Source organism: Lysinibacillus sp. FSL P2-0066 (assembly GCF_037969495.1).
Classification (GTDB): domain Bacteria; phylum Bacillota; class Bacilli; order Bacillales_A; family Planococcaceae; genus Lysinibacillus; species Lysinibacillus boronitolerans.
Genome location: NZ_CP150202.1, coordinates 1,829,463 through 1,847,624, shown reverse-complemented (window position 1 = coordinate 1,847,624; position 18,162 = coordinate 1,829,463). Strand labels below are relative to the sequence as shown.

Below are 18,162 nucleotides of genomic sequence, written 5' to 3'. Positions count from 1 at the left end.
CCCCCTGATAAATCTATTTTACTTTTACTCCTTACCGGCCTCTGTATAAAGAAGTTTTTCGAGTTCGTCCACCTTGCTCCCGTCTAATTGGTGTGTGAGCCCATATGTTTCACCCTTGCCATCGTTATTGATGATTACGTTGAGATCGTGAAGTAATTCAGTAAAATACTTGAAACATTTAGTTAATTCTCCATAGAACTCAGCTGTATCAAGACCTTGTTGTTTTTCTACCGATATCACATAATCCAGATGTCCCATCAAAATCTGCAGTACATTTAAATTTTCAAAATCCTTTTGAAGGTCTTCCCCTTGAACCCTAAAATATAGCATTTCCTTCGTGAGACGATCTGCCCTTAGATAATATTCGTCAACATCTGTTGTTTTGTTAATATCTTGGGCATGATAGGCAATCCATGCTTCCAACGTTGGTTCAATCTCATAGTTATTGAAGTCTTCAGGGGTTGATACATCATTCCAAATTTTCGAAGGGTTTACTGCTGCTACTTGTTTGATTGTTGTTTCTTCTGTTTTTACCTGTTCCCCTTTCGTTTCTTCTTCCTCGGTACAACCTATTAACAATCCACTTATCAATAGTCCTGTCAATACAACATTTACGAGCTTCATCTCTCTCACTCCTCTTTAGAAGGTTAGCCATTTATTATAATAATACCTTACACTAGTTAATTTTTATAATATTTTCCATTAAATAGTTACGTTTAACATGGCTGATTCTCTATGTATCTCGCAGTAATAGCAAAATAAAAAGCCACCCTCATGATGAGTGCGACTTTCCTAACCTCCTAAAATTCACTTTTCAATAGGGAAAAGATAGCGAGATCTACATACTTCCCTTTTTCAAATTCATGTTGCCTCAAAAGACCCTCTTGAGAAAAATTTAATTTCTCTACTAGTTTGATAGATGCTGTGTTTTCTGGTTCTATTTTTGCTTCGATTTTATTGATTCCCATGGATGTAAAGGCAAAATGGATAATCGCGTTTAAAGCCTCTTGCATCACACCCTTCCCCCAATAATCAGGGTTTAAATCATAACCAATTTCTATACGATTATGCTCTTTTTCATAATTCAAATAGCCACATGTGCCAATCACTTTGTTGGTCTGAATTTCTTCGATTACCCATCTTAAGCCTTTTTGTTCTTTGAAAATTTTCTCATACCAATTGATTTCATCAATAGCATCTTCAACTGAAGCAAACAATGGTAATGGCAGGTACTTCACTACATTTTCATTAGAATAAAGTCTCAAAATATCTTGGCGGTCATCCATTTTTCCTTTTCGTAAAATAAAGCGATCTGTTTCCAATTGAGGAAAAACAGTAAATTCGAATTGTGTATGCATACTACTCCCCTTTTTCACCATTTATTAGCATTTTACTATTGAATCATAACACAAGAATCTCTCATACTCTCTTTTACTGCTATTACAAATCCATTGTTATTATAGTAAATTGATTACAACCAAATAGCACCAACTCCGTCTAATAATTGAAAGGGTGTGGAGGATGCTTGAACATGCGAGATCATCAATAGAAGTTAGCAGTGAATGTAGTAAGGAGGAGAGGCTTGAATGGTTGATGAAGGCATATGGAGATGACATAGCACGTCTTGCCTTTACGTATATGAAGCACAAGCAGCTTTCGGAAGATATTGCGCAAGAAGTATTTATAAAGTGCTATGAGCATTTAGATAATTTCAGGAATGAATCTTCCTATAAAACATGGTTATATCGAATTACTGTCAATCTATGTAAAGATAGATTAAAAAGCTGGTCTTATCGAAATATTGTGCTGACAGAATTTTTCTCAAAAATTAAGAGTACAATTGAATCCCCTGAGTTGGAATTAGTCGGACAGGAGGAAAAACGATTGCTTTCTGAAAAGATTCTTGCTCTACCAATACGTTACCGAGAACTCATTATTTTATATTATTATGAAGAGCTGCCCTATAACCAAATAGCTGATTTGTTAGATTTGCGTTTACAAACCATTAAGTCTCGACTTCATAGGGCTCGCCTTTTGCTCAAAAAATCAATGGAGGGGTGCAAGATGAATGAATGATATGTTTAAAAATATAGGCAAGGCATTGGATGACACGGCATTCAAGGACATTCATTTTAATGAGAAACAGAAAGAAAAAGTAAGGCAGAGGCTTCGAAAAGGTCACAAGAAGCAGCCCCAATTTCAATCCATTTTCAATCATTTGTTACCTATAGCTGTCATTGTTTTTTTTCTTATAGGGGCTAGCTATTTTATGGTCACGGAGCTGACAGAACAACCAGTTGCTAAGGGAGACCGTTCACAAGAACCTACAATGGAAACTACTCTTTATCATCCCCCGATCCAAGAAGAATTTTATGAGGATATGACGAAAGAGGATGTCGTGAGTAAATTATTAAATTCGATCGATTATTTTCACTCAGCAGCTGGAAAATTTGAAGAACATAGAATTTCTCAAGACGGTTCCACTAGAACATTGGGTGTTACTTATAAAGTAAGTACAAAAAAAGAAGTTGGAGGCTATGAAAAGATAATCGCTTTAGATGATAACACGACGGGAATCAAGAACGATACACAGGAGTACTTTTATAACAACAGAAAGAGCTGGTTAAAATATACAGCACTTAATGGACAAAAAGTTTATACAGTTAGTGAAACGAAACAGAAATCAAAACGAGACATAGTTACTCCTGAGCAAGCTTTTAGTATTGACTTGAAATATCCGCCTATTTCATATAATAAATTGAGAGAAAGACCTTCATTTGGAAGTTCAAGTATGTCGTTGTTCGCTTATGAGAAAGCTGCTAGTTATTTAAGAAATATGGGGCATTGGGAGATTGAAAAACAAAATGAAGCGTTGTTAGGTCATAATACAATCGTATTAGCTGGGAAAATGGATGAAGCGGTGACAAATAATGAAAAGTTAAAAGGGACGACAGAAGCGTTTCGTTTTTGGGTGGATAAAGATACTGGCATTCTCATTAAAAGTGAAACATATGACCAACATGGTGAGCTGACAAGTTATGTTCATCCAGAAAAGCTTGAAGTGAATATATCGATTGACCCTCAAGAATTCATTCCAGACTTAGAGGGTTATCAGCTTCCTAGCAAACAGAAAAAAGATTGAGGCTTATTGCTTCAATCTTTTACTTTAATGAAGGTATTAGTTTCTTAACATCAGCAAACATTTCTCAACTATATCTACCTCTTCTACTGAAAGTTGATCTAACAAAAGTGCCAGTTTTTTCTCATGTTCCTCTCCTTCTCCTCCTATCCAGCAAATGTAGATTTCGCAATAATCTCCTTTGGGAAGGAATTTTTTTAGAAAGTCACATACATGGTGAAAAGTTCTTTTGGCTTTTTCATAGTTATGGGGGGAATACATTTTATTTTCGTTATGCATTTGCCAAATGGGCTCTCCCTTTGTTTCGATTTCATATACATAGGGTGTTGTAAAATGCTTTGCCTGTACAATTTGGCGATTCTCTTTTACTGAGAAAAAATAATTTATGTCAACTTCATTTTCTGTATAGTCATCCTGTATTTTAACTGGAAAATTGAAGCCTATATAGGTTGCCATACTCATGTTTTTACTCCTCCTATTAAAAAAACCCTGTAAATGTACAGGGTGTCAGCAACGTAGCTGTTGATAGTGTAAATAGACACGCTTTTGCGTTCGTGCTTCTACGAAATTTTCTTGCATCACCATTTCCTGGGCCATGCTTTGAAGAAATTGCTTGAAGGAAAAAGGCTTCAAACGACGGGTTGTCCGCTTCCTTTTGTGAGGCTTGCTACCGTAGTTGGTCTACCGTGATGGCTGTTGCTTTGATGGTTTGGTGTTGCGGCGGTGTTTTTGGTTCAATATAGAGCGTTGTATAATACGCATCCGCAATGACAATCACGTAAATAATGAATAGTAATCGTTTTGTTCAATGGTTCAAAAAAATCATTTCTCCCTTTTTTTATAGCTAACAATGAAAACTTATCTACTTATCATACGAGCATTCGATCAAAAGGTTTCAAAAATATTTAAAGGGAGACAAATTTCTGTCTCCCTTACGCCTCTAAGCTTCTGCCACCATCATTTTCCCAGCGATCAATGTCCCAGTGATCCTCATCTTTTTCTCTCCTGATACCCATTGCATTCAATGGAACGAATGACATTTTGTCCCTCACCCTTTTCAAGCGTTCTTCTCTAGTTTATGAAGGGAAAGGGGTTTTCGTTCATCGTAAAATAGGCTTAATTTTAAAGCCTAAGGCAATCGCAGCTCCAATACAGCTAAAAAGACAGCCTAGAATTAAATAAATACTGAGTGTTGATTCGCCAATGACAACTGAAGTGATACCGCCAATCACGGGGAATAACGCAACCATATAGCCACTTTTTGCCCCACCAATTCGTTCGACTAGTTTTAAGTAAAATAACCATGCGAGAAAGGAGGCGATAAGCGTTAAATACAAGAGAGCCGATAGGAAGGTAATGGATTTGGGTATCACGACTGTTTGCCCCTGTAGCCAAACAATGACACACATGACTGCACTACCCACTGTAAAGCCAATGGCATTCGCATAAACGGGGTTTATCTGCTGCTTGGCATTTCTGGCAGAGCTTGCATCCCCGATGGCTGTCAGGACAGTCCCTACGAAGGCAATTAACACTCCTTTTAACTCGATATTATGTAAAGATGGATAAATCAGCACCCCCACGCCGATGACACCTAAAATACCGCCAATTAAAACACGACGAGGCAATGGCTCCTTGAGAAATATCCGTAGAGCGATAGGTGTTAATATGACTTTTAATGAAAAAATTAATGTGACAATAGCAGCCGAGCTCCATATCGTCGCATAATACAGCGCTAAATAGCTGAATGCAAAATTACAAACGCCAAAAACGATGATAAAAGGCACGTCGCCCTGTTGTGGTTTACCCTGTGGTTTCAAGAACCAAGCAAGGATGAAAAATAAAAGGGCTGTCATGACTAAACGATAGGTTAAAGATAATTCTAAACTGACTGGCGTTCCTTGAATCTTAACTGCAATAAAATTAAGACCCCAGACAATTAAACAAAAAATATACATAAAATTTGTCATGCTGTTTTATATTCCTTCTACGATGCTATTCCTGCCATCTTCCCATAATGATCGTGTGATAGAACAAGCCATCTGCAAGGCATTTATCATTTTTCAGAATGCCTTCCACTAAAAAGCCCATTTTTTTATAGAGCTGTATCGCTTTCTCATTGGTTTCTAACACTTCTAGTGCTATTTTGCGAACACCATTGGCATCTGCCCAATCAATGGATTCTTGCAGCAAGGCTTTTCCTATGCCATAGCCCCAAAACTCTTTACTGACACCAACACCAAAGGTTACTTTATGAGCAAGCCTTTTGAGTGGAGAGCCCTCACATCTTGAAAATCCAACGACCCGATCAGCGACAGCGGCTACTAAACATAAATTTTTTGGACTTTCGCTATCCTGTTGAATAAGCTGCTCAAAGCCTGCTCGATCTATGAATGCCTCCCCCTGTTCACGATCGAAGTTTTCCGTTTCACCGTCTAATTGCAAGCGTAAATCTGATAAGGCTTGGGCATCTTCGCGTCGAGCACAGCGAATTGTATAGGATAGCTCTTTTATCTGAAGCTCTTTCTGATCAATCAGCATGTTGGAATCCTCCAATTGACTGAATCCGCACAAAACGATTATGCCAAATGGATTCGTGATGTCGAATAATTTGTGGTGCTGCCAGTACATTACTATCTAAGGTGCTATGTGCATCTTCTATTAAAATATTATGATGGTAGCCATGACTAAAAGCACTAGGGATTGTTGTATCAAGACAAAACTCTGTTTGAGCACCAGCGAAAAGCAATTGGTCGATGTGATGCGCTTGTAAATAAGCTGCCAGCTCCGTTTGATAGAAAGCGTCCCACGTTGTTTTTTGAATCACCTGATCCTCCGCCTGTCTAAGTAATCCATGATACAGTTCCCAGCCTGGTTGACCTAATGCAAAATCAACATCATCTGCGTCTGTATGCTGAATAAAAATAACGGGTACTTCGTTGCGTCGTGCCCATGTAATGGAGGCATTAATATTTTTGATAATAGCTTCACTGTTCCAAAGATTTTGCTGGCTATCTAGAAAGAAAGCCTCCTGTATATCGATAATGATGAGTGCTTGTTTCATCGAATCCTCCTTTGAGCATCAGTAGTAACTTTTTTAATTGTACAGAAAACGATCTTCCATTAAAAGAAAATTTTGCACAACAAAAAGCACCTTTACAACATCGTAAGGTGCCTCAACTATGTACAGTACCATCTAATACATGCCACTATTAGATGGTGTCATGCGCTTGCATCATTTGATATAGGCTAATGTTTGATAAACTTGGTGAACCGAATGATTAAATGCTTGCTGTTCCTCTTCGTTTAAATGCAATTCAATTACACTTTCAATACCATCTCCCCCTAAAACAACGGGGACACCGATACATGCGTTGTTTACTTGATATTCGCCCTGTAAATACGTAATGATGGGCATTACTTTCCGTTGATCCTTCACAATCGCTTCAATCATTTGGACAATGGCGGCAGCTGGGGCATAGTAAGCACTGCCATTGCCAAGTAGGGCGACAATTTCGCCTCCGCCTTTTCGCGTTCGCTCCACTAGTTGCTCAATCTGTGCTTGTGGCATTAATTTTTCTAATGGTATTCCTCCGACATACGTATAGCGAACGAGTGGCACCATTTCATCGCCATGTCCACCCAAGACGAAGCTTGATATATCCTCGACAGCGAGCTGAAGTGCCTGTGCGATAAAGGTATTAAAGCGCGCTGTATCTAACACACCTGATTGTCCCATGACGCGATTTTTTGGAAAACCCGTTGCTTCCAGACAAACATAGGTCATGGCATCGACAGGGTTACTTAAGACGATAACATAGCTAGTTGGTGCATAACGTTTGATCTGTTCGCTTACCGTGCGGACGATTGCCGCATTTGTATGAATTAAATCCTGTCGTGTCATGCCAGGCTTTCTTGCAATACCTGCCGTGATAACCACAATATCAGCATGAGCGATTTCCTGATAGTTTGAAGTAGCCGTCACCTGTACGTTAAATCTTTCTATTGGTCCCGCTTGGAGAATATCTAATGCCTTCCCTTTCGCAGCACTTTCGAAGTCTGGTAAATCGATTAGCACAATATCCCCGATCTGTTTCTGTGCGACCATTAACGCGACGGTTGCACCTGTATGTCCAGCGCCAATGATAACGATTTTCGGTCGCCTAAAGCTCATCTGCCTCCCCCTCCTAACGACATAGATTCATTGCTAAAGATCCACGACTACTTATCTGCCTGCTCATCCTCTACAAGCTTTGTTTGTTGAGGCTTCTGGCGAGTGCTTGTTTTTTTGGCTGCTGCCTCCTTCGCTTTTGTCGGCTGTGTTTCATCAATAATCGCTGTGAATACTTCATTGGCTGCTCGTGGTATTACATGTGTGCTTAGTAGCTTGCTCGTTCGCATTGCTGCCGCTTTGCCAGCATCAACCGCAGCCTGTACTGCCCCAACATCTCCCTCAACAATAATGGTTACGATACCACCGTCTACTAGCTCCTGTTTCACTAATTGGACATTGGCTGCTTTTAGCATGGCGTCCGCCGCCTCAATGGAGCCAATCAAGCCATACGTTTCGATCATTCCTATCGCTTCTGTCACTGTGCTCACCTCACGATTCATCTTTGCCATCAATAATGCCAACAACAATGGCATCAATTGGACAAATACTGGTCGTAGAAAAACTTCGTACGGCAGCACTGCCCATTGTTAAAATGACGTTATCCCCAACACCTGCACCTATACGATCTGCAGCAACAATTTGTTCATCACTCAGTTGACCATCCAGCTTTATTGGCTGGATAATGAGTAATTTCAATCCCTGTAGCCCTTCCTCTTTACGTGTTGCCCAGATATTTCCGACCACTGTTCCTATCCGCATACATCCTCATCCTTTTTCGTGAAACTGAAGGTCAATTTCTAATTTTTCCACGGCCTCCTTCGCCAGTGCCGTCAACCTTGCCTCTTTAGGAACTATCACTGTCTCACCTTGATAACGGCTTACATCATTTGCCGTTATAAACCTGTGGTTAATTTCAATTGGAGGACTGTCGATGTTATTGAACGGCTCTCCTGCCATCTTGCCTGCTATAATTGTACCTGTTTCGCCCTGTTGGATGAAGCCTGCGTTTGCTTCATCTGTATCAATATGCATTTCTAATTGATAGTGATCAGCCACACGAATTTTCACTTGCTCAAAGGTAATAGGACGTCGACCTTGCACCCTAACGGAGACGTATTGACCGTTTTGAACCCCTAACCGCTGTGCATCAGCAGGTGCCATATGAATATGTGCTTGTGCTATAATGACGCCCTCTTGTAAAATCAAACTTCCCCTGGGTCCTACCAGTATACAGTTAGCTGAGCCAGCAATTTCTCCCGATTCACGCAAAGGTGGTTGAATTCCGAGGGCAATGGCATCTGTATAACTAATTTCAATTTGTGTAAAGTTGCGAGCTGGACCTAATACACGTACATTTTGGATGCTTCCTTTTGGTCCCACCACCTGTAGCGTTTCATGTGCTGCAAACTGACCGGGTTGAGCTAACATTTTTTTTACACTTAGTGAAGCACCCTTGCCAAACAGCTGCTCGACATGCTCTTGTTGTAAATGAATATGCCTTGCAGAGATACCTATAGGGATTTCATTAAGTGTAGGAGCTGCTTGTTTTTTAGGTACTAATTCGGCTATGACATCATTGACCATTTGCATTACCGCTTGTTCATTCATATAGCCACCTCATTCATTATTGCACTTTTAGAATCGCTTCCAATTCAGCATGTGGTCGCGGAATCACATGTACAGATAATAGCTCTCCAACACGTTGTGCAGCTGCTGCCCCTGCATCTGTTGCAGCTTTCACAGCTCCGACATCTCCACGAACAAGTACAGTGACAATACCGCCACCCACATGGACTTTACCAACAATATTGACATTGGCAGCCTTGACCATCGCATCGGCCGCTTCAATAGAGCCCACTAAGCCCTTTGTTTCAATCATTCCTAATGCGCCTAAATTCATCTTGTATCCCTCCTTCTCTTAAAATGCCTCTGCATCTTCAGGTAATGTTTGGCCACCATCAATAATGATCGATTGACCCGTAATAAAGCCTGCCTCCTTGCTACTAAGGAACAATGCAGCATACGCTATATCCTCCACACGACCAAGGCTGCCAAAAGGAATCGCCTTCGCCATCTTCTGTAGATAGGTTTCACCAAGCCCATCTAAGCCTTCTGTTGCAATATTTCCTGGCAACACAGCATTGACCGTAATATGATAGGGTGCTAATTCAAGAGCCGCAGTTCGCATAAATCCTAATTGAGCTGCCTTACTTGCGGCATAATGCGTCCATCCAGCATAGCCAGTCACTGGACCCGTGATCGACGAGGTAATAATGACCCTGCCAGCATTCGCTTTCTTTAAATGGGGCACGCAAGCTTTGACAGCAAACATTGTTCCTCTGGCATTGACATTTAATACCTGATCCCAATGGTCAGTGGTCATGTCCTCTAGTTTCATAGAGGGAAAAATACCAGCATTGGCACATAAAATATCGATGGAACCAAAAGAGCTAGCAACCTCCGTAGCCATGTGCTCAACAGATTCATAGTTTTCAACATCAACAGTGGCAGCAGAAGCTGAGAAGCCTTGCGCTTGTAATTGATTTGCTAAATCTGTGGCAGCTTCCATACCTCTTGCCGCAATCACCACATGTGCGCCCTGTTCCGCAAATACGGTAGCAATCCCCTTGCCAATTCCCTTACTACCACCAGTAACTATGACAACCTTCCCCGTTAAATCGACCTTCAACTCGTTCCTCCACCTTTCCTTTTATTCATTTTAAGTACTTGGCTTTTTCGCAATTTCTGTTACTAATTCATTCACCGCAAAATCTGGCCGTAAAATAGTCGAAGAGGCAATCCATTGGTTGGCTGCTTTAGCTAGTTGTATGCCAATAGCTATCGCTTCCTGAATGGCCGCTGTGTCCCCTTCAATGGCAATGGTTACGAGAGCCAAATCGATGGTTTCTTGTCGAAGTATTCGAATATCCGCTGCTTTGAGCATAGCATCTGCGATCTGTATTGAAATCGCAAGTCCTCTTGTCTCCACAATACCAATCGATTTCATCATGTAACAACACTCCTGCTAATATCTTTGTATCGTCATCCCTTTTTCCTGAACCATTTCTTGTGCTAGTGGTGTAAGTTTTGTATGGGCAGGCAGTGTCAGCTGTTGTCCCTTGTACGATTGAAGCATCTCTGCTGTTACATAGTTTGCCACTATACCCGAATGAGTAGGTTCCTGTTGCTGCTTTATAAATCGAATAAGCTGTGCAAATAACTGAATGTCACAGCCAAACTCCTTTAAGCGCTCTATATGATGCAGCAACATTTTCATGTAAGGATTTGGTTCCTTTGCTGTGACAACAGCAGATAATTTTTCATTAGGAATTAAAATTGCTGTTTGATTGCTAACCAGCAATTCAGACAGGTACAAGGCTGCCGGTGTAGTAGGCAAGCCTTGGGCACTGCTGACGATAAATGCTTGATCCACTTCGAGAAAAACAATAGCATCGTAGAATAGCTGAGTGTGACTGGTGGTATCATTTGCCTGCCACTCCTCGACATGGCAATAGCTTTGTAATACGTCCACCTGTTTCTTAGAAATGGCCGTATGCGAATGGACAAGCAAAACTCTTTTATGCTTCGTATCCATCATCGATGTGACTACTTCTTCGATGATTCTCTGTAATTCTTTTATATCCATACGTGTCACTCCATTTTGATAAGCTTGCCAATTGAATGCTGTTGAAGAGCGGCGGCATTCGCTTCATCTGTATCTACATGCATCTCAAGAACGAATGCTGGGGAGACGCGTATGGCCACATTCATTAACCGTAGCTGACGTCCATCCCCACAGATTTCAACCGTCACGATTTCCTTATCTTGGACATTGAACACAGCAGCATCGGTTACAGCCATGTGGATATGTGCTTGTGCAATAATCAATCCTTGCTTTTTATGGCGAGTTCCATGTGGCCCAATCAATGTGATCGATTCAGATTTTTCTAAGTCGCCTGACATACGAATCGGTGGTGTTACGCCAAGCTTGATGGCATCCGTTTGACTGATTTCAATTTGAGTTGCAGTGCGAAATGGGCCTAAAACCCGAACCTTGTCAATTTGGCCTTTGGGTCCCCTTATCGTTAGAACATGCTGTGAGGCAAATTGACCTGGCTGGGAAAGCTCCTTCCATTTCTGTAACGCTGCGTCTCTACCAAATAAATAATAGAAATCCTCCTCATTAACATGACAATGACGGGCAGAAATCGCAATCGGGATACTTTGATTGGTGGCTTCTGTGGCATGTATTTGATTGTTTGTCATCACAATCCCTCACTTTTTACTTTGGTAAAATTGCGTATAATTCCGAATGAGGGCGTGGAATAACATGTACCGATAATAGCTCACCTACTCGACGTGCGGCCTCAGAGCCTGCATCCGTCGCTGCCTTGACTGCCCCGACATCACCTGTCACCAGCACCGTCACAATGCCGCCACCAACATGTACTTTCCCTACAATATTGACGTTTGCTGCCTTCACCATGGCATCTGCCGCCTCAATTGATCCGATTAAGCCTCTTGTTTCAATCATGCCTAAAGCTCCATTTATCTCTACGCTCATTTCCTTTTCCTCCTCTAATTACTTAGCTTTGTGAGTACTTCCTCTACAATCTTTTCAATCGTTAAGCTGTCAATAGCCACCCCTTCAATTGCTTGCATTGATGGAGCCTGTATATTTTGTGGATGTCGTGGGGGTGGGATTGTTAGTGCCTTCACACCATAGGCCACTCTTTTTTTATTTAATAAATGATGTGCAGAAATATTATCACTCGTAATATTTCCCCCATATGCCCCACAGCCCAATGTAAAGGAAGGCGTTAAACTTGTCGTACCGCCCGCAGCCCCAACAGAAGCTAAAGTATTGACTAATATTCTGGACACGGGCATTTGAGCGGCAAACTCCTTAACAAAATGTTCGTCCTGTGCATGAATAGCCAGACTATGTCCTCTCCCTCCAACATCAAGCAAGCAACGGCAAATCTCTACGGCTTCTTCCTGCGAACGAGCCGTATAAAGACCTAGGATGGGAGAAAGCTTTTCCATGGAAAATGGATACTCCTTCCCAATCTCATGTTCCTCCGCCACTAATACGCGTGTATGTCGAGGGACATCGATATTGGCCATTTGGGCAATTACGGTTGCTGGCTTCCCGACAATGTGGCTATTTAATGTACGAGCTACTGGTGAAATCACCTTTGCTAATTTTTCCTTGTCCTGCCCACTTAGAAGGATAGCTCCATTTTCTGCTAAAGCTGCCATCACCTGTGTTTTTACCTCCTGATGCACGACAATAGCTTGTTCTGTGGCACAGATCGTACTATTATCAAATGATTTACTATCGATAATTTGCTTTATCGCCTCGTTCACATTTGCTGTGCGATCAATATAGACAGGAACATTCCCAGGGCCAACGCCATAGGCTGGTTTCCCTGAGCTATAGGCAGCTTTGACAAGCCCTGCTCCACCAGTTGCTAAAATGAGCTGTACATCGCGATGATGCATTAGTTCCTCTGTACCTTTTATCGTTGGATGGCTAATCCATTGAATAAGTCCCTCTGGTGCTCCTGCATGAACGGCTGCCTGCTGACAAATTTTCAATGCCTCAATGGTGCAGTTGACTGCTGTTGGATGAGGACTAAAAACAATGGCATTTTGCGCCTTTAAGGCAATTAACGTTTTAAAAATGGCTGTTGCAGTCGGGTTCGTGACAGGTGTAACTGCCGCAATGACACCAAATGGATAAGCGATTTCCACCTGTTTTGCTACCCTATCCTCATGTATAATGCCAATTGTCTTCTCATGGCGAATGGCTTCATAAACACCTTGGGAAGCCAACTCATTTTTTATTTTTTTATGTTCAATAATCCCCATCTTTGTTTCTGTAACGGCTAAAACGGCAAGGTTTTCTGCCTGTTTATACGCAGCTTGGGCAATGGCCTCAACAATTCGATCGACCTGCTCTTGCGTAAAGCTGGCATACCTCTTTTGCGCAATCGAAGCGGCTGCTATTCCGTCCCTTGCCTCTTGTATCGAAACCAAATCTTGGTCTCTCACCATATGACGAACCTCCCGTCATGTAAATTTTTTTAACGCAATTAAGTCGGTCGCATTGGCTACAGAGGCAGTGCCTGATGATTGCTGGTGCAGGCTTTGCCAATGCTGTAATTCATGCGTAGATAATGCCTCATAAGCAGGGGCAGTTGATTGCTGCATCTGATGATGATTTTCTTTTATTAATCGAAATGATTGCCATTCCTGTAACTCTTCGTTTGATAACGTTTTAGAAGCTTGTTCAGGCTGAGAGACTTGCGTTAGTTTTTCCAATACCAATTCTGTAATCTTGGCAATTAGCTGATTGTCCATATGCTCACTCCCTTTCAATTAGCATGGTAAGAACAGATTCGTCATACGCTTCAATAATTGTGGTTGCATCAGGTAAATAATCCTTCGGGTATGTGGCTTTAGGAATGATGCCAATTGAAAAGCACATGCCAGCATTTTTAGCAAAGAGCATATCTGCATTCGAATCGCCAATCATCACGGCTTTCTCAAGTGATACTTGAAATTGTTCCTTTGCCACATATGCTAAGTCTGGAAAGGGCTTACTGGATGTAGCTTGGTCACTTCCTAGAACGAATTCAAACAAAGCTAATAACTCTAGCTGTTGTAAATGTGATTTGGCTCGTGCCGTTTGATCAGCTGTAATCACTCCTAATTTCATCCCTTTATTTTTTAAGGTGATTAAGAGATTACGAATACCTGGTAATGCCTGTACCTTGCTATTTTCCTGCTGTGATGTGGCCAAGTTGGAAGCTGCTCTCGCAAGTGTTACCCCTTTGCTCCAGGGGATTCCCTGCTGATAGAGTAAAAATGCCACGATCGTCTCAGCTTCTTGTATACTTCCAATGGCTAGAGGACTCGTTGGGTCAATCGTTGTTCCATTGTCATTAACCCCTATGTTTTTTAAAAAAGTTTGTAAGGAAAAACAGATTCCTAAGTCTGAATTTTCAGTTAAATTAGCATATAAATTTTTGGCCCAGGCAATCCATAAAGAATCCATTTCAATGATTGTTCCATCCTTATCAAAAATGACCCATTCCACTTTTGTCATAGGAAAACCCATCCCTTTATTTATTCTCGTATAGCCTCTATTGGCGATACTGGTGCTTGCACCTCTACCTGCACCGTAGCAGCATCCTTCGCAAAGCGTTCCTCTGGTGCATCCTCGTTAATATGGTGTCTTGCCCACACCCAATAATAGATCGTTGCCACAGCAAAAACAGCCAAACAAACGATGAAAAAAGTCAAATTCGCAAAGAAGCTCGCAAAGATAGCAATGACGGCTAGCACAAGTGAGACAATAGGCGTAAATGGATACAGTGGTGTCTTAAAGGTACGCACTAAATGAGGTTCTTTTTTACGCAAAATCAGCACCGATAAATTCATCGTAATATAGGATACTAGTGCCCCAAATGTTGAAATTAAAATTAAATCATCTGGATTAAATAAAATGACTAACACTAGCCCGATAAAGCCTGGCAAAATAATGGCCATATAGGGTGTCTGACGCTTTTTATGCATCTTCGATAATATGCTTGGCAAATAGCCTGCACGTGATAAAGCATAGACCTGACGAGAGTAAGCCAAAATCACACCAGAAAAGCTTGCGATTAGTCCTACTAAGCCTACAGATGCTAAGATCTGCGCCAACCAATACGTATTTCCAAAAACAGCGGCAATCGCTGCTGGCAGCGGATCTTCAGCAACCGTCATGACATCGATTCCCGCTAGCCCGATGGCAACAGTTGTTGTCAAAATGGATAAAATCAGCAAGGTCACCATACCTGAAATTAACCCCTTTGGCATGTCCTTCTGCACATCTCTCGTCTCCTCTGATAACATAGGCAACATCTCGATTGCTAGGAATAGCCACATCGCATAGGGCAATGCTGACCAAATCCCTTTAAATCCACCTGGTATAAGATCGCCATTCTCAGGGAATAAATGGCCCACATTAATTTGCGGTAAACCAACGAAATACATTAAGACTAGTAAGCCTAAAGCGATAAAAACAAGCACCATTTCGATCGTGGCATATTCTTTAATGCCAATAATATGAACCCCCATGAACAGCGCATACATAAAGGCAGCTGCCACCACTGTCGGTACGGCTGGAAACAAAAAGCTGATATAGCCCCCAATACCGATTGCAATAATTGGTGCGGCAATGACATATTGCAGCACGACACCAACTCCTGTAATAAAACCGATATAACGACCCATCGCCCGACGAGCAAAGGAATAAGGGCCTCCTGCATAAGGTAACATCGTCGATAATTCAGAAATACCTAAGGTCATCGTTAAATACATAATCGCCATAAATAATGTGGCAATGAGCATTCCTAAAAAACCAGATTGACTTAAACCAAAATTCCAGCCAAAGTAGTTACCAGAAATCACAATGCCGACGCCAATTGTCCATAAATGGATGGGTGTAAGGGCTTTCTTTAATACGATGATTTCATCCTTTTTCGAAGACATGTTATTCGCCACCTTTTATCGTTATTTAGTTGTTACGGTCTTGATACTTTTCTACATAGGCTTTCACTAATGCATCACTTTGAAGGGTGTAATTTTCACCAAGTAAGCGCGTGGTATCATTATCACGACTACCAATCCATGAAATAAGCTGTAGTCTTCTCATTAATATAAAAGTTGGGATCATCTCTTTTTCTTCGTCTGTTAATAATCGAATTTTGCTATAGCCCTTAACCCATGAAGCGATCAATTCCTCAAGATACGACATATGCTCAATAAAGCTCACTGATGTGGCTAAATCATATAAAAACCACCCAAAACCACAATCATCAAAATCAATCACTTTAATTTCATCACCATCGATGAGTAAATTAGCTAAGCGTAGATCCGCATGGATAAGGCCAAATCGTGTTTTATCTTTTCCAAATGCCTCAAGCTTCTTTTGAATGATATGTGATGCTTCCTCATATAAAGCGATTCGTGCAGGGGTCATTCCAAGTCCATCCTGCCATCTCGCCCATTTAGGAGATTGACCTAGAATCGTGTCATAGTCCCATGTCATGCGCTGAAAGGCTTGGTAATAATCATGCTGCTCGATTGTATATTGATGGAACATGGCTGTAATTTCGCCTAATGTTTCAAATTGCTGAATTAAGTCATCTTCATTATTCTCATCAGGAGCAGTGCCCTCCAAAAATGTAAATAATGTGCTATAATAGATCGTGTCATTATACGAATGAGCATGTACGTAGTCACCGTCATCTGCTCGCATCGGTAATGATACATCAATAGGAGATTGCTCATGGAGCGAGTTTAACCAGGCAATCTCCGCTTCGATTTCCTCTTTTTTATGGTAATTTGGACGGCTAATCCTCAGAATATATTTTTTGCCCTGCCCATCTTCTACGAGATACGTCGCATTTTCGGAATAATCAATCATTTTACACGATGCTTCTAGTAAACAACTAAACTCCTTTAACGCATCATTTGCTGCCTGATGAAAGTTGGAAAGGACCAATTCTAAATCTATGAAATCCATTTGACCCATCTAGAAAACCCCCTGTTTACTAAATTGACAAGCTTTCTTCCCTTTAATAGCGTGCAAATTTTACAAGCTGTGCTGCCTCTTTAATGCCAGCCTCACATTTTTCAAGCAATTCATCACAGTACGCTTTATCACATAATAGCCCTGGCTTAAATTGCAACACACGTGTATCCAGCATTGAATAAATGGCCCATACACCATGTTTGTACAAGGAGCTCATCACATATTTAGCCCCTTCAGGATGATTAAACTCTAGGCCCATGACAACGCCAAGCTGACGAATGCCCACAAAGAAATCAGGATATTGTTGTTGAATACGCTCTAAGCCACTTCGTAGATAACGAGCAACATATTCTACATTCTTTACTACTTCAGGACGTTGGGAGATTTCTAATACTTTCCTCGCCACTACACAACCAAGCTCTGCTCCACCAAATGTAGAAATATGGGCTAGTCCATCTTCTTCCATCCAGCCACCTGCTCGTTCATTGACCACTGTAGCTGCAATTGGATAGATACCGCCACTTAGACCCTTTGCTGTCACCAGAATATCTGGTTTCACGCCATAATGCTCAATTCCCCACAGCTTACCTGTTCTCATCAAGCCCGTTTGCACCTCATCTGCAATATATAGTGCCCCGTATCGTTCACAAAGTGACTTGACATCCGCCAAGTAATTAGCAGCTGGCAAGGGGAAACCATACGTCGCAGGAATAGTCTCGATAATTACGCTAGCTACATCCCCTCTAGCAAGCTCTCGTTCCATTGCCGCCAGATCATTGAAAGGTACGTGCACAAATTCATGGGGACTGCCCTCACTTAAAAATGGTTTTGAATAGCGTTCATTGCCAAGCGAAACCGCAAGACCTGTGTGTCCATGATATCCATTTTTAATGGAAATCGTTTTTTTACGTTTTGTAGCATAACGCGCACACTTTAGAGCCACATCAATTGCTTCACTTCCACCACTAGAGAAAATAGAATATGTTAAGCCTTCTGGTGTGCAGGCTGCTAATTTTTCAGCTAACTGTGCACGTGCAGTAGATGGAAAATGATGATTACCAATGTCAAAATAATTGGTTCCTTCCACTAATGCAGCAATGACTTCTGGATTACGATGGCCAAGGTTATATGTTCCGCCATTGAGATGCGCATTCATTAATTTTTTGCCATCCACATCGTAGAAATAATAGCCCTCTCGTTTCCCGATAACGACATCGACACCATCGATTTGCCACTGTTTCGTTTTTCCTGGATTCCACCAGTCAATTGATTTTTGTAAGGTTGCCTGTTTATTTGCAAAATAGTCCATAGTTTCCACCT

At 41.4% G+C, this 18,162-nt stretch carries 24 protein-coding genes; 2 read left to right on the top strand and 22 right to left on the bottom strand.

Annotation, left to right across the window (positions count from 1 at the left end; genetic code table 11):
- Positions 1 to 24: 24 nt before the first annotated feature.
- Positions 25 to 624 (bottom strand): hypothetical protein, encoded by a 600-nt coding sequence (locus MKZ14_RS08940; protein WP_333004530.1) that lies wholly within the window; start codon positions 622 to 624, stop codon positions 25 to 27.
- Positions 625 to 800: 176 nt separating this feature from the next.
- Positions 801 to 1,358, bottom strand: a complete 558-nt coding sequence (locus tag MKZ14_RS08935) for a GNAT family protein (RefSeq protein ID WP_016995133.1) — start codon at positions 1,356 to 1,358, stop codon at positions 801 to 803.
- 163 nt (positions 1,359 to 1,521) lie between these two features.
- Here MKZ14_RS08935 and MKZ14_RS08930 point away from each other — a divergent pair, with 163 nt between their 5' ends.
- Together MKZ14_RS08930 and MKZ14_RS08925 are read left to right on the top strand one after the other, a co-directional pair.
- Positions 1,522 to 2,076: a sigma-70 family RNA polymerase sigma factor gene (locus tag MKZ14_RS08930; protein ID WP_333004526.1), complete on the top strand. Its 555-nt coding sequence runs from the start codon at positions 1,522 to 1,524 to the stop codon at positions 2,074 to 2,076.
- Positions 2,069 to 3,142 carry a hypothetical protein gene (locus tag MKZ14_RS08925; RefSeq protein WP_333004524.1) on the top strand — a complete coding sequence of 358 codons (1,074 nt, stop codon included), beginning with the start codon at positions 2,069 to 2,071 and terminating at the stop codon, positions 3,140 to 3,142. Before MKZ14_RS08930 ends, MKZ14_RS08925 begins: the two co-directional genes overlap by 8 nt.
- 36 nt (positions 3,143 to 3,178) lie before the next feature.
- On the opposite strand, the gene MKZ14_RS08920 is transcribed toward MKZ14_RS08925, so the two are convergent.
- The 20 genes from MKZ14_RS08920 to MKZ14_RS08825 all read right to left on the bottom strand — a co-directional run bounded on the left by MKZ14_RS08920 (position 3,179) and on the right by MKZ14_RS08825 (position 18,151).
- The gene (locus tag MKZ14_RS08920; RefSeq protein WP_333004522.1) at positions 3,179 to 3,601 is read right to left on the bottom strand and encodes a hypothetical protein; all 423 of its coding nucleotides are present in this window, start codon (positions 3,599 to 3,601) and stop codon (positions 3,179 to 3,181) included.
- 638 nt (positions 3,602 to 4,239) lie between these two features.
- Entirely contained in the window at positions 4,240 to 5,109 is an 870-nt protein-coding gene (locus tag MKZ14_RS08915; RefSeq protein WP_333004520.1) for a DMT family transporter, read from the bottom strand.
- 25 nt (positions 5,110 to 5,134) lie between these two features.
- Positions 5,135 to 5,680 carry a GNAT family N-acetyltransferase gene (locus tag MKZ14_RS08910; RefSeq protein WP_339280825.1) on the bottom strand — a complete coding sequence of 182 codons (546 nt, stop codon included), beginning with the start codon at positions 5,678 to 5,680 and terminating at the stop codon, positions 5,135 to 5,137.
- Entirely contained in the window at positions 5,670 to 6,203 is a 534-nt protein-coding gene (locus MKZ14_RS08905) for a cysteine hydrolase family protein (RefSeq protein WP_339280824.1), read from the bottom strand. The genes MKZ14_RS08910 and MKZ14_RS08905 overlap by 11 nt, the downstream gene beginning before the upstream one ends.
- A gap of 171 nt (positions 6,204 to 6,374) precedes the next feature.
- The gene (mdh, locus tag MKZ14_RS08900) at positions 6,375 to 7,313 is read right to left on the bottom strand and encodes a malate dehydrogenase (protein ID WP_036081278.1); all 939 of its coding nucleotides are present in this window, start codon (positions 7,311 to 7,313) and stop codon (positions 6,375 to 6,377) included.
- A 47-nt stretch (positions 7,314 to 7,360) separates the two neighbouring features.
- Positions 7,361 to 7,753, bottom strand: a complete 393-nt coding sequence (locus MKZ14_RS08895; protein WP_339281012.1) for a BMC domain-containing protein — start codon at positions 7,751 to 7,753, stop codon at positions 7,361 to 7,363.
- A complete protein-coding gene (locus MKZ14_RS08890) occupies positions 7,743 to 8,012 on the bottom strand; it encodes a EutN/CcmL family microcompartment protein (protein ID WP_036081281.1) in 270 nt (89 codons plus the stop codon). Before MKZ14_RS08890 ends, MKZ14_RS08895 begins: the two co-directional genes overlap by 11 nt.
- Positions 8,013 to 8,018: 6 nt before the next feature.
- On the bottom strand, positions 8,019 to 8,861 hold the full coding sequence (locus tag MKZ14_RS08885) for a phosphate propanoyltransferase (protein ID WP_339280823.1): 843 nt from the start codon (positions 8,859 to 8,861) through the stop codon (positions 8,019 to 8,021).
- 16 nt (positions 8,862 to 8,877) lie between these two features.
- On the bottom strand, positions 8,878 to 9,153 hold the full coding sequence (locus MKZ14_RS08880) for a BMC domain-containing protein (RefSeq protein ID WP_326141473.1): 276 nt from the start codon (positions 9,151 to 9,153) through the stop codon (positions 8,878 to 8,880).
- Positions 9,154 to 9,171: 18 nt separating this feature from the next.
- Entirely contained in the window at positions 9,172 to 9,942 is a 771-nt protein-coding gene (fabG, locus tag MKZ14_RS08875) for a 3-oxoacyl-ACP reductase FabG (protein ID WP_036081287.1), read from the bottom strand.
- Positions 9,943 to 9,972: 30 nt separating this feature from the next.
- Positions 9,973 to 10,263 carry a BMC domain-containing protein gene (locus MKZ14_RS08870; protein ID WP_339280822.1) on the bottom strand — a complete coding sequence of 97 codons (291 nt, stop codon included), beginning with the start codon at positions 10,261 to 10,263 and terminating at the stop codon, positions 9,973 to 9,975.
- 15 nt (positions 10,264 to 10,278) lie between these two features.
- The gene (locus tag MKZ14_RS08865; RefSeq protein ID WP_339280821.1) at positions 10,279 to 10,899 is read right to left on the bottom strand and encodes a hypothetical protein; all 621 of its coding nucleotides are present in this window, start codon (positions 10,897 to 10,899) and stop codon (positions 10,279 to 10,281) included.
- A 5-nt stretch (positions 10,900 to 10,904) separates the two neighbouring features.
- A complete protein-coding gene (gene pduL, locus MKZ14_RS08860) occupies positions 10,905 to 11,519 on the bottom strand; it encodes a phosphate propanoyltransferase (RefSeq protein ID WP_339280820.1) in 615 nt (204 codons plus the stop codon).
- A 16-nt stretch (positions 11,520 to 11,535) separates the two neighbouring features.
- Positions 11,536 to 11,817, bottom strand: coding sequence for a BMC domain-containing protein (locus tag MKZ14_RS08855; RefSeq protein WP_004229005.1), 282 nt, complete (start codon positions 11,815 to 11,817; stop codon positions 11,536 to 11,538).
- A gap of 14 nt (positions 11,818 to 11,831) precedes the next feature.
- Complete coding sequence (locus MKZ14_RS08850; protein ID WP_339280819.1) at positions 11,832 to 13,313, bottom strand: aldehyde dehydrogenase family protein; 1,482 nt, start codon at positions 13,311 to 13,313, stop codon at positions 11,832 to 11,834.
- A 15-nt stretch (positions 13,314 to 13,328) separates the two neighbouring features.
- The gene (locus MKZ14_RS08845; RefSeq protein ID WP_258859287.1) at positions 13,329 to 13,619 is read right to left on the bottom strand and encodes a hypothetical protein; all 291 of its coding nucleotides are present in this window, start codon (positions 13,617 to 13,619) and stop codon (positions 13,329 to 13,331) included.
- 4 nt (positions 13,620 to 13,623) lie between these two features.
- The gene (locus MKZ14_RS08840; RefSeq protein ID WP_339280818.1) at positions 13,624 to 14,367 is read right to left on the bottom strand and encodes an HAD-IA family hydrolase; all 744 of its coding nucleotides are present in this window, start codon (positions 14,365 to 14,367) and stop codon (positions 13,624 to 13,626) included.
- Between the two features lie 20 nt (positions 14,368 to 14,387).
- The gene (gene eat / locus MKZ14_RS08835) at positions 14,388 to 15,797 is read right to left on the bottom strand and encodes an ethanolamine permease (RefSeq protein ID WP_036081296.1); all 1,410 of its coding nucleotides are present in this window, start codon (positions 15,795 to 15,797) and stop codon (positions 14,388 to 14,390) included.
- 25 nt (positions 15,798 to 15,822) lie between these two features.
- Positions 15,823 to 16,842 carry a phosphotransferase gene (locus tag MKZ14_RS08830; protein ID WP_339280817.1) on the bottom strand — a complete coding sequence of 340 codons (1,020 nt, stop codon included), beginning with the start codon at positions 16,840 to 16,842 and terminating at the stop codon, positions 15,823 to 15,825.
- 43 nt (positions 16,843 to 16,885) lie between these two features.
- On the bottom strand, positions 16,886 to 18,151 hold the full coding sequence (locus MKZ14_RS08825; RefSeq protein WP_339280816.1) for an aminotransferase class III-fold pyridoxal phosphate-dependent enzyme: 1,266 nt from the start codon (positions 18,149 to 18,151) through the stop codon (positions 16,886 to 16,888).
- Between the last annotated feature and the right edge of the window lie 11 nt (positions 18,152 to 18,162).

Excerpts from the sequence above, each read along its gene's own strand:
- MKZ14_RS08845 (WP_258859287.1), bottom strand. The coding sequence starts at position 13,619 with ATGGACAATCAGCTAATTGCCAAGATTACAGAATTGGTATTGGAAAAA.
- MKZ14_RS08895 (WP_339281012.1), bottom strand. The coding sequence starts at position 7,753 with ATGAATCGTGAGGTGAGCACAGTGACAGAAGCGATAGGAATGATCGAA.
- MKZ14_RS08925 (WP_333004524.1), top strand. The coding sequence starts at position 2,069 with ATGAATGATATGTTTAAAAATATAGGCAAGGCATTGGATGACACGGCA.
- MKZ14_RS08840 (WP_339280818.1), bottom strand. The coding sequence starts at position 14,367 with ATGACAAAAGTGGAATGGGTCATTTTTGATAAGGATGGAACAATCATT.
- pduL (WP_339280820.1), bottom strand. The coding sequence starts at position 11,519 with ATGACAAACAATCAAATACATGCCACAGAAGCCACCAATCAAAGTATC.
- MKZ14_RS08825 (WP_339280816.1), bottom strand. The coding sequence starts at position 18,151 with ATGGACTATTTTGCAAATAAACAGGCAACCTTACAAAAATCAATTGAC.
- MKZ14_RS08865 (WP_339280821.1), bottom strand. The coding sequence starts at position 10,899 with ATGGATATAAAAGAATTACAGAGAATCATCGAAGAAGTAGTCACATCG.
- MKZ14_RS08855 (WP_004229005.1), bottom strand. The coding sequence starts at position 11,817 with ATGAGCGTAGAGATAAATGGAGCTTTAGGCATGATTGAAACAAGAGGC.
- MKZ14_RS08920 (WP_333004522.1), bottom strand. The coding sequence starts at position 3,601 with ATGAGTATGGCAACCTATATAGGCTTCAATTTTCCAGTTAAAATACAG.
- eat (WP_036081296.1), bottom strand. The coding sequence starts at position 15,797 with ATGTCTTCGAAAAAGGATGAAATCATCGTATTAAAGAAAGCCCTTACA.
- MKZ14_RS08880 (WP_326141473.1), bottom strand. The coding sequence starts at position 9,153 with ATGAATTTAGGCGCATTAGGAATGATTGAAACAAAGGGCTTAGTGGGC.
- MKZ14_RS08905 (WP_339280824.1), bottom strand. The coding sequence starts at position 6,203 with ATGAAACAAGCACTCATCATTATCGATATACAGGAGGCTTTCTTTCTA.
- MKZ14_RS08830 (WP_339280817.1), bottom strand. The coding sequence starts at position 16,842 with ATGGGTCAAATGGATTTCATAGATTTAGAATTGGTCCTTTCCAACTTT.
- MKZ14_RS08935 (WP_016995133.1), bottom strand. The coding sequence starts at position 1,358 with ATGCATACACAATTCGAATTTACTGTTTTTCCTCAATTGGAAACAGAT.
- mdh (WP_036081278.1), bottom strand. The coding sequence starts at position 7,313 with ATGAGCTTTAGGCGACCGAAAATCGTTATCATTGGCGCTGGACATACA.
- MKZ14_RS08850 (WP_339280819.1), bottom strand. The coding sequence starts at position 13,313 with ATGGTGAGAGACCAAGATTTGGTTTCGATACAAGAGGCAAGGGACGGA.
- MKZ14_RS08870 (WP_339280822.1), bottom strand. The coding sequence starts at position 10,263 with ATGATGAAATCGATTGGTATTGTGGAGACAAGAGGACTTGCGATTTCA.
- MKZ14_RS08915 (WP_333004520.1), bottom strand. The coding sequence starts at position 5,109 with ATGACAAATTTTATGTATATTTTTTGTTTAATTGTCTGGGGTCTTAAT.
- MKZ14_RS08885 (WP_339280823.1), bottom strand. The coding sequence starts at position 8,861 with ATGAATGAACAAGCGGTAATGCAAATGGTCAATGATGTCATAGCCGAA.
- MKZ14_RS08930 (WP_333004526.1), top strand. The coding sequence starts at position 1,522 with ATGCTTGAACATGCGAGATCATCAATAGAAGTTAGCAGTGAATGTAGT.
- MKZ14_RS08910 (WP_339280825.1), bottom strand. The coding sequence starts at position 5,680 with ATGCTGATTGATCAGAAAGAGCTTCAGATAAAAGAGCTATCCTATACA.
- MKZ14_RS08940 (WP_333004530.1), bottom strand. The coding sequence starts at position 624 with ATGAAGCTCGTAAATGTTGTATTGACAGGACTATTGATAAGTGGATTG.
- MKZ14_RS08890 (WP_036081281.1), bottom strand. The coding sequence starts at position 8,012 with ATGCGGATAGGAACAGTGGTCGGAAATATCTGGGCAACACGTAAAGAG.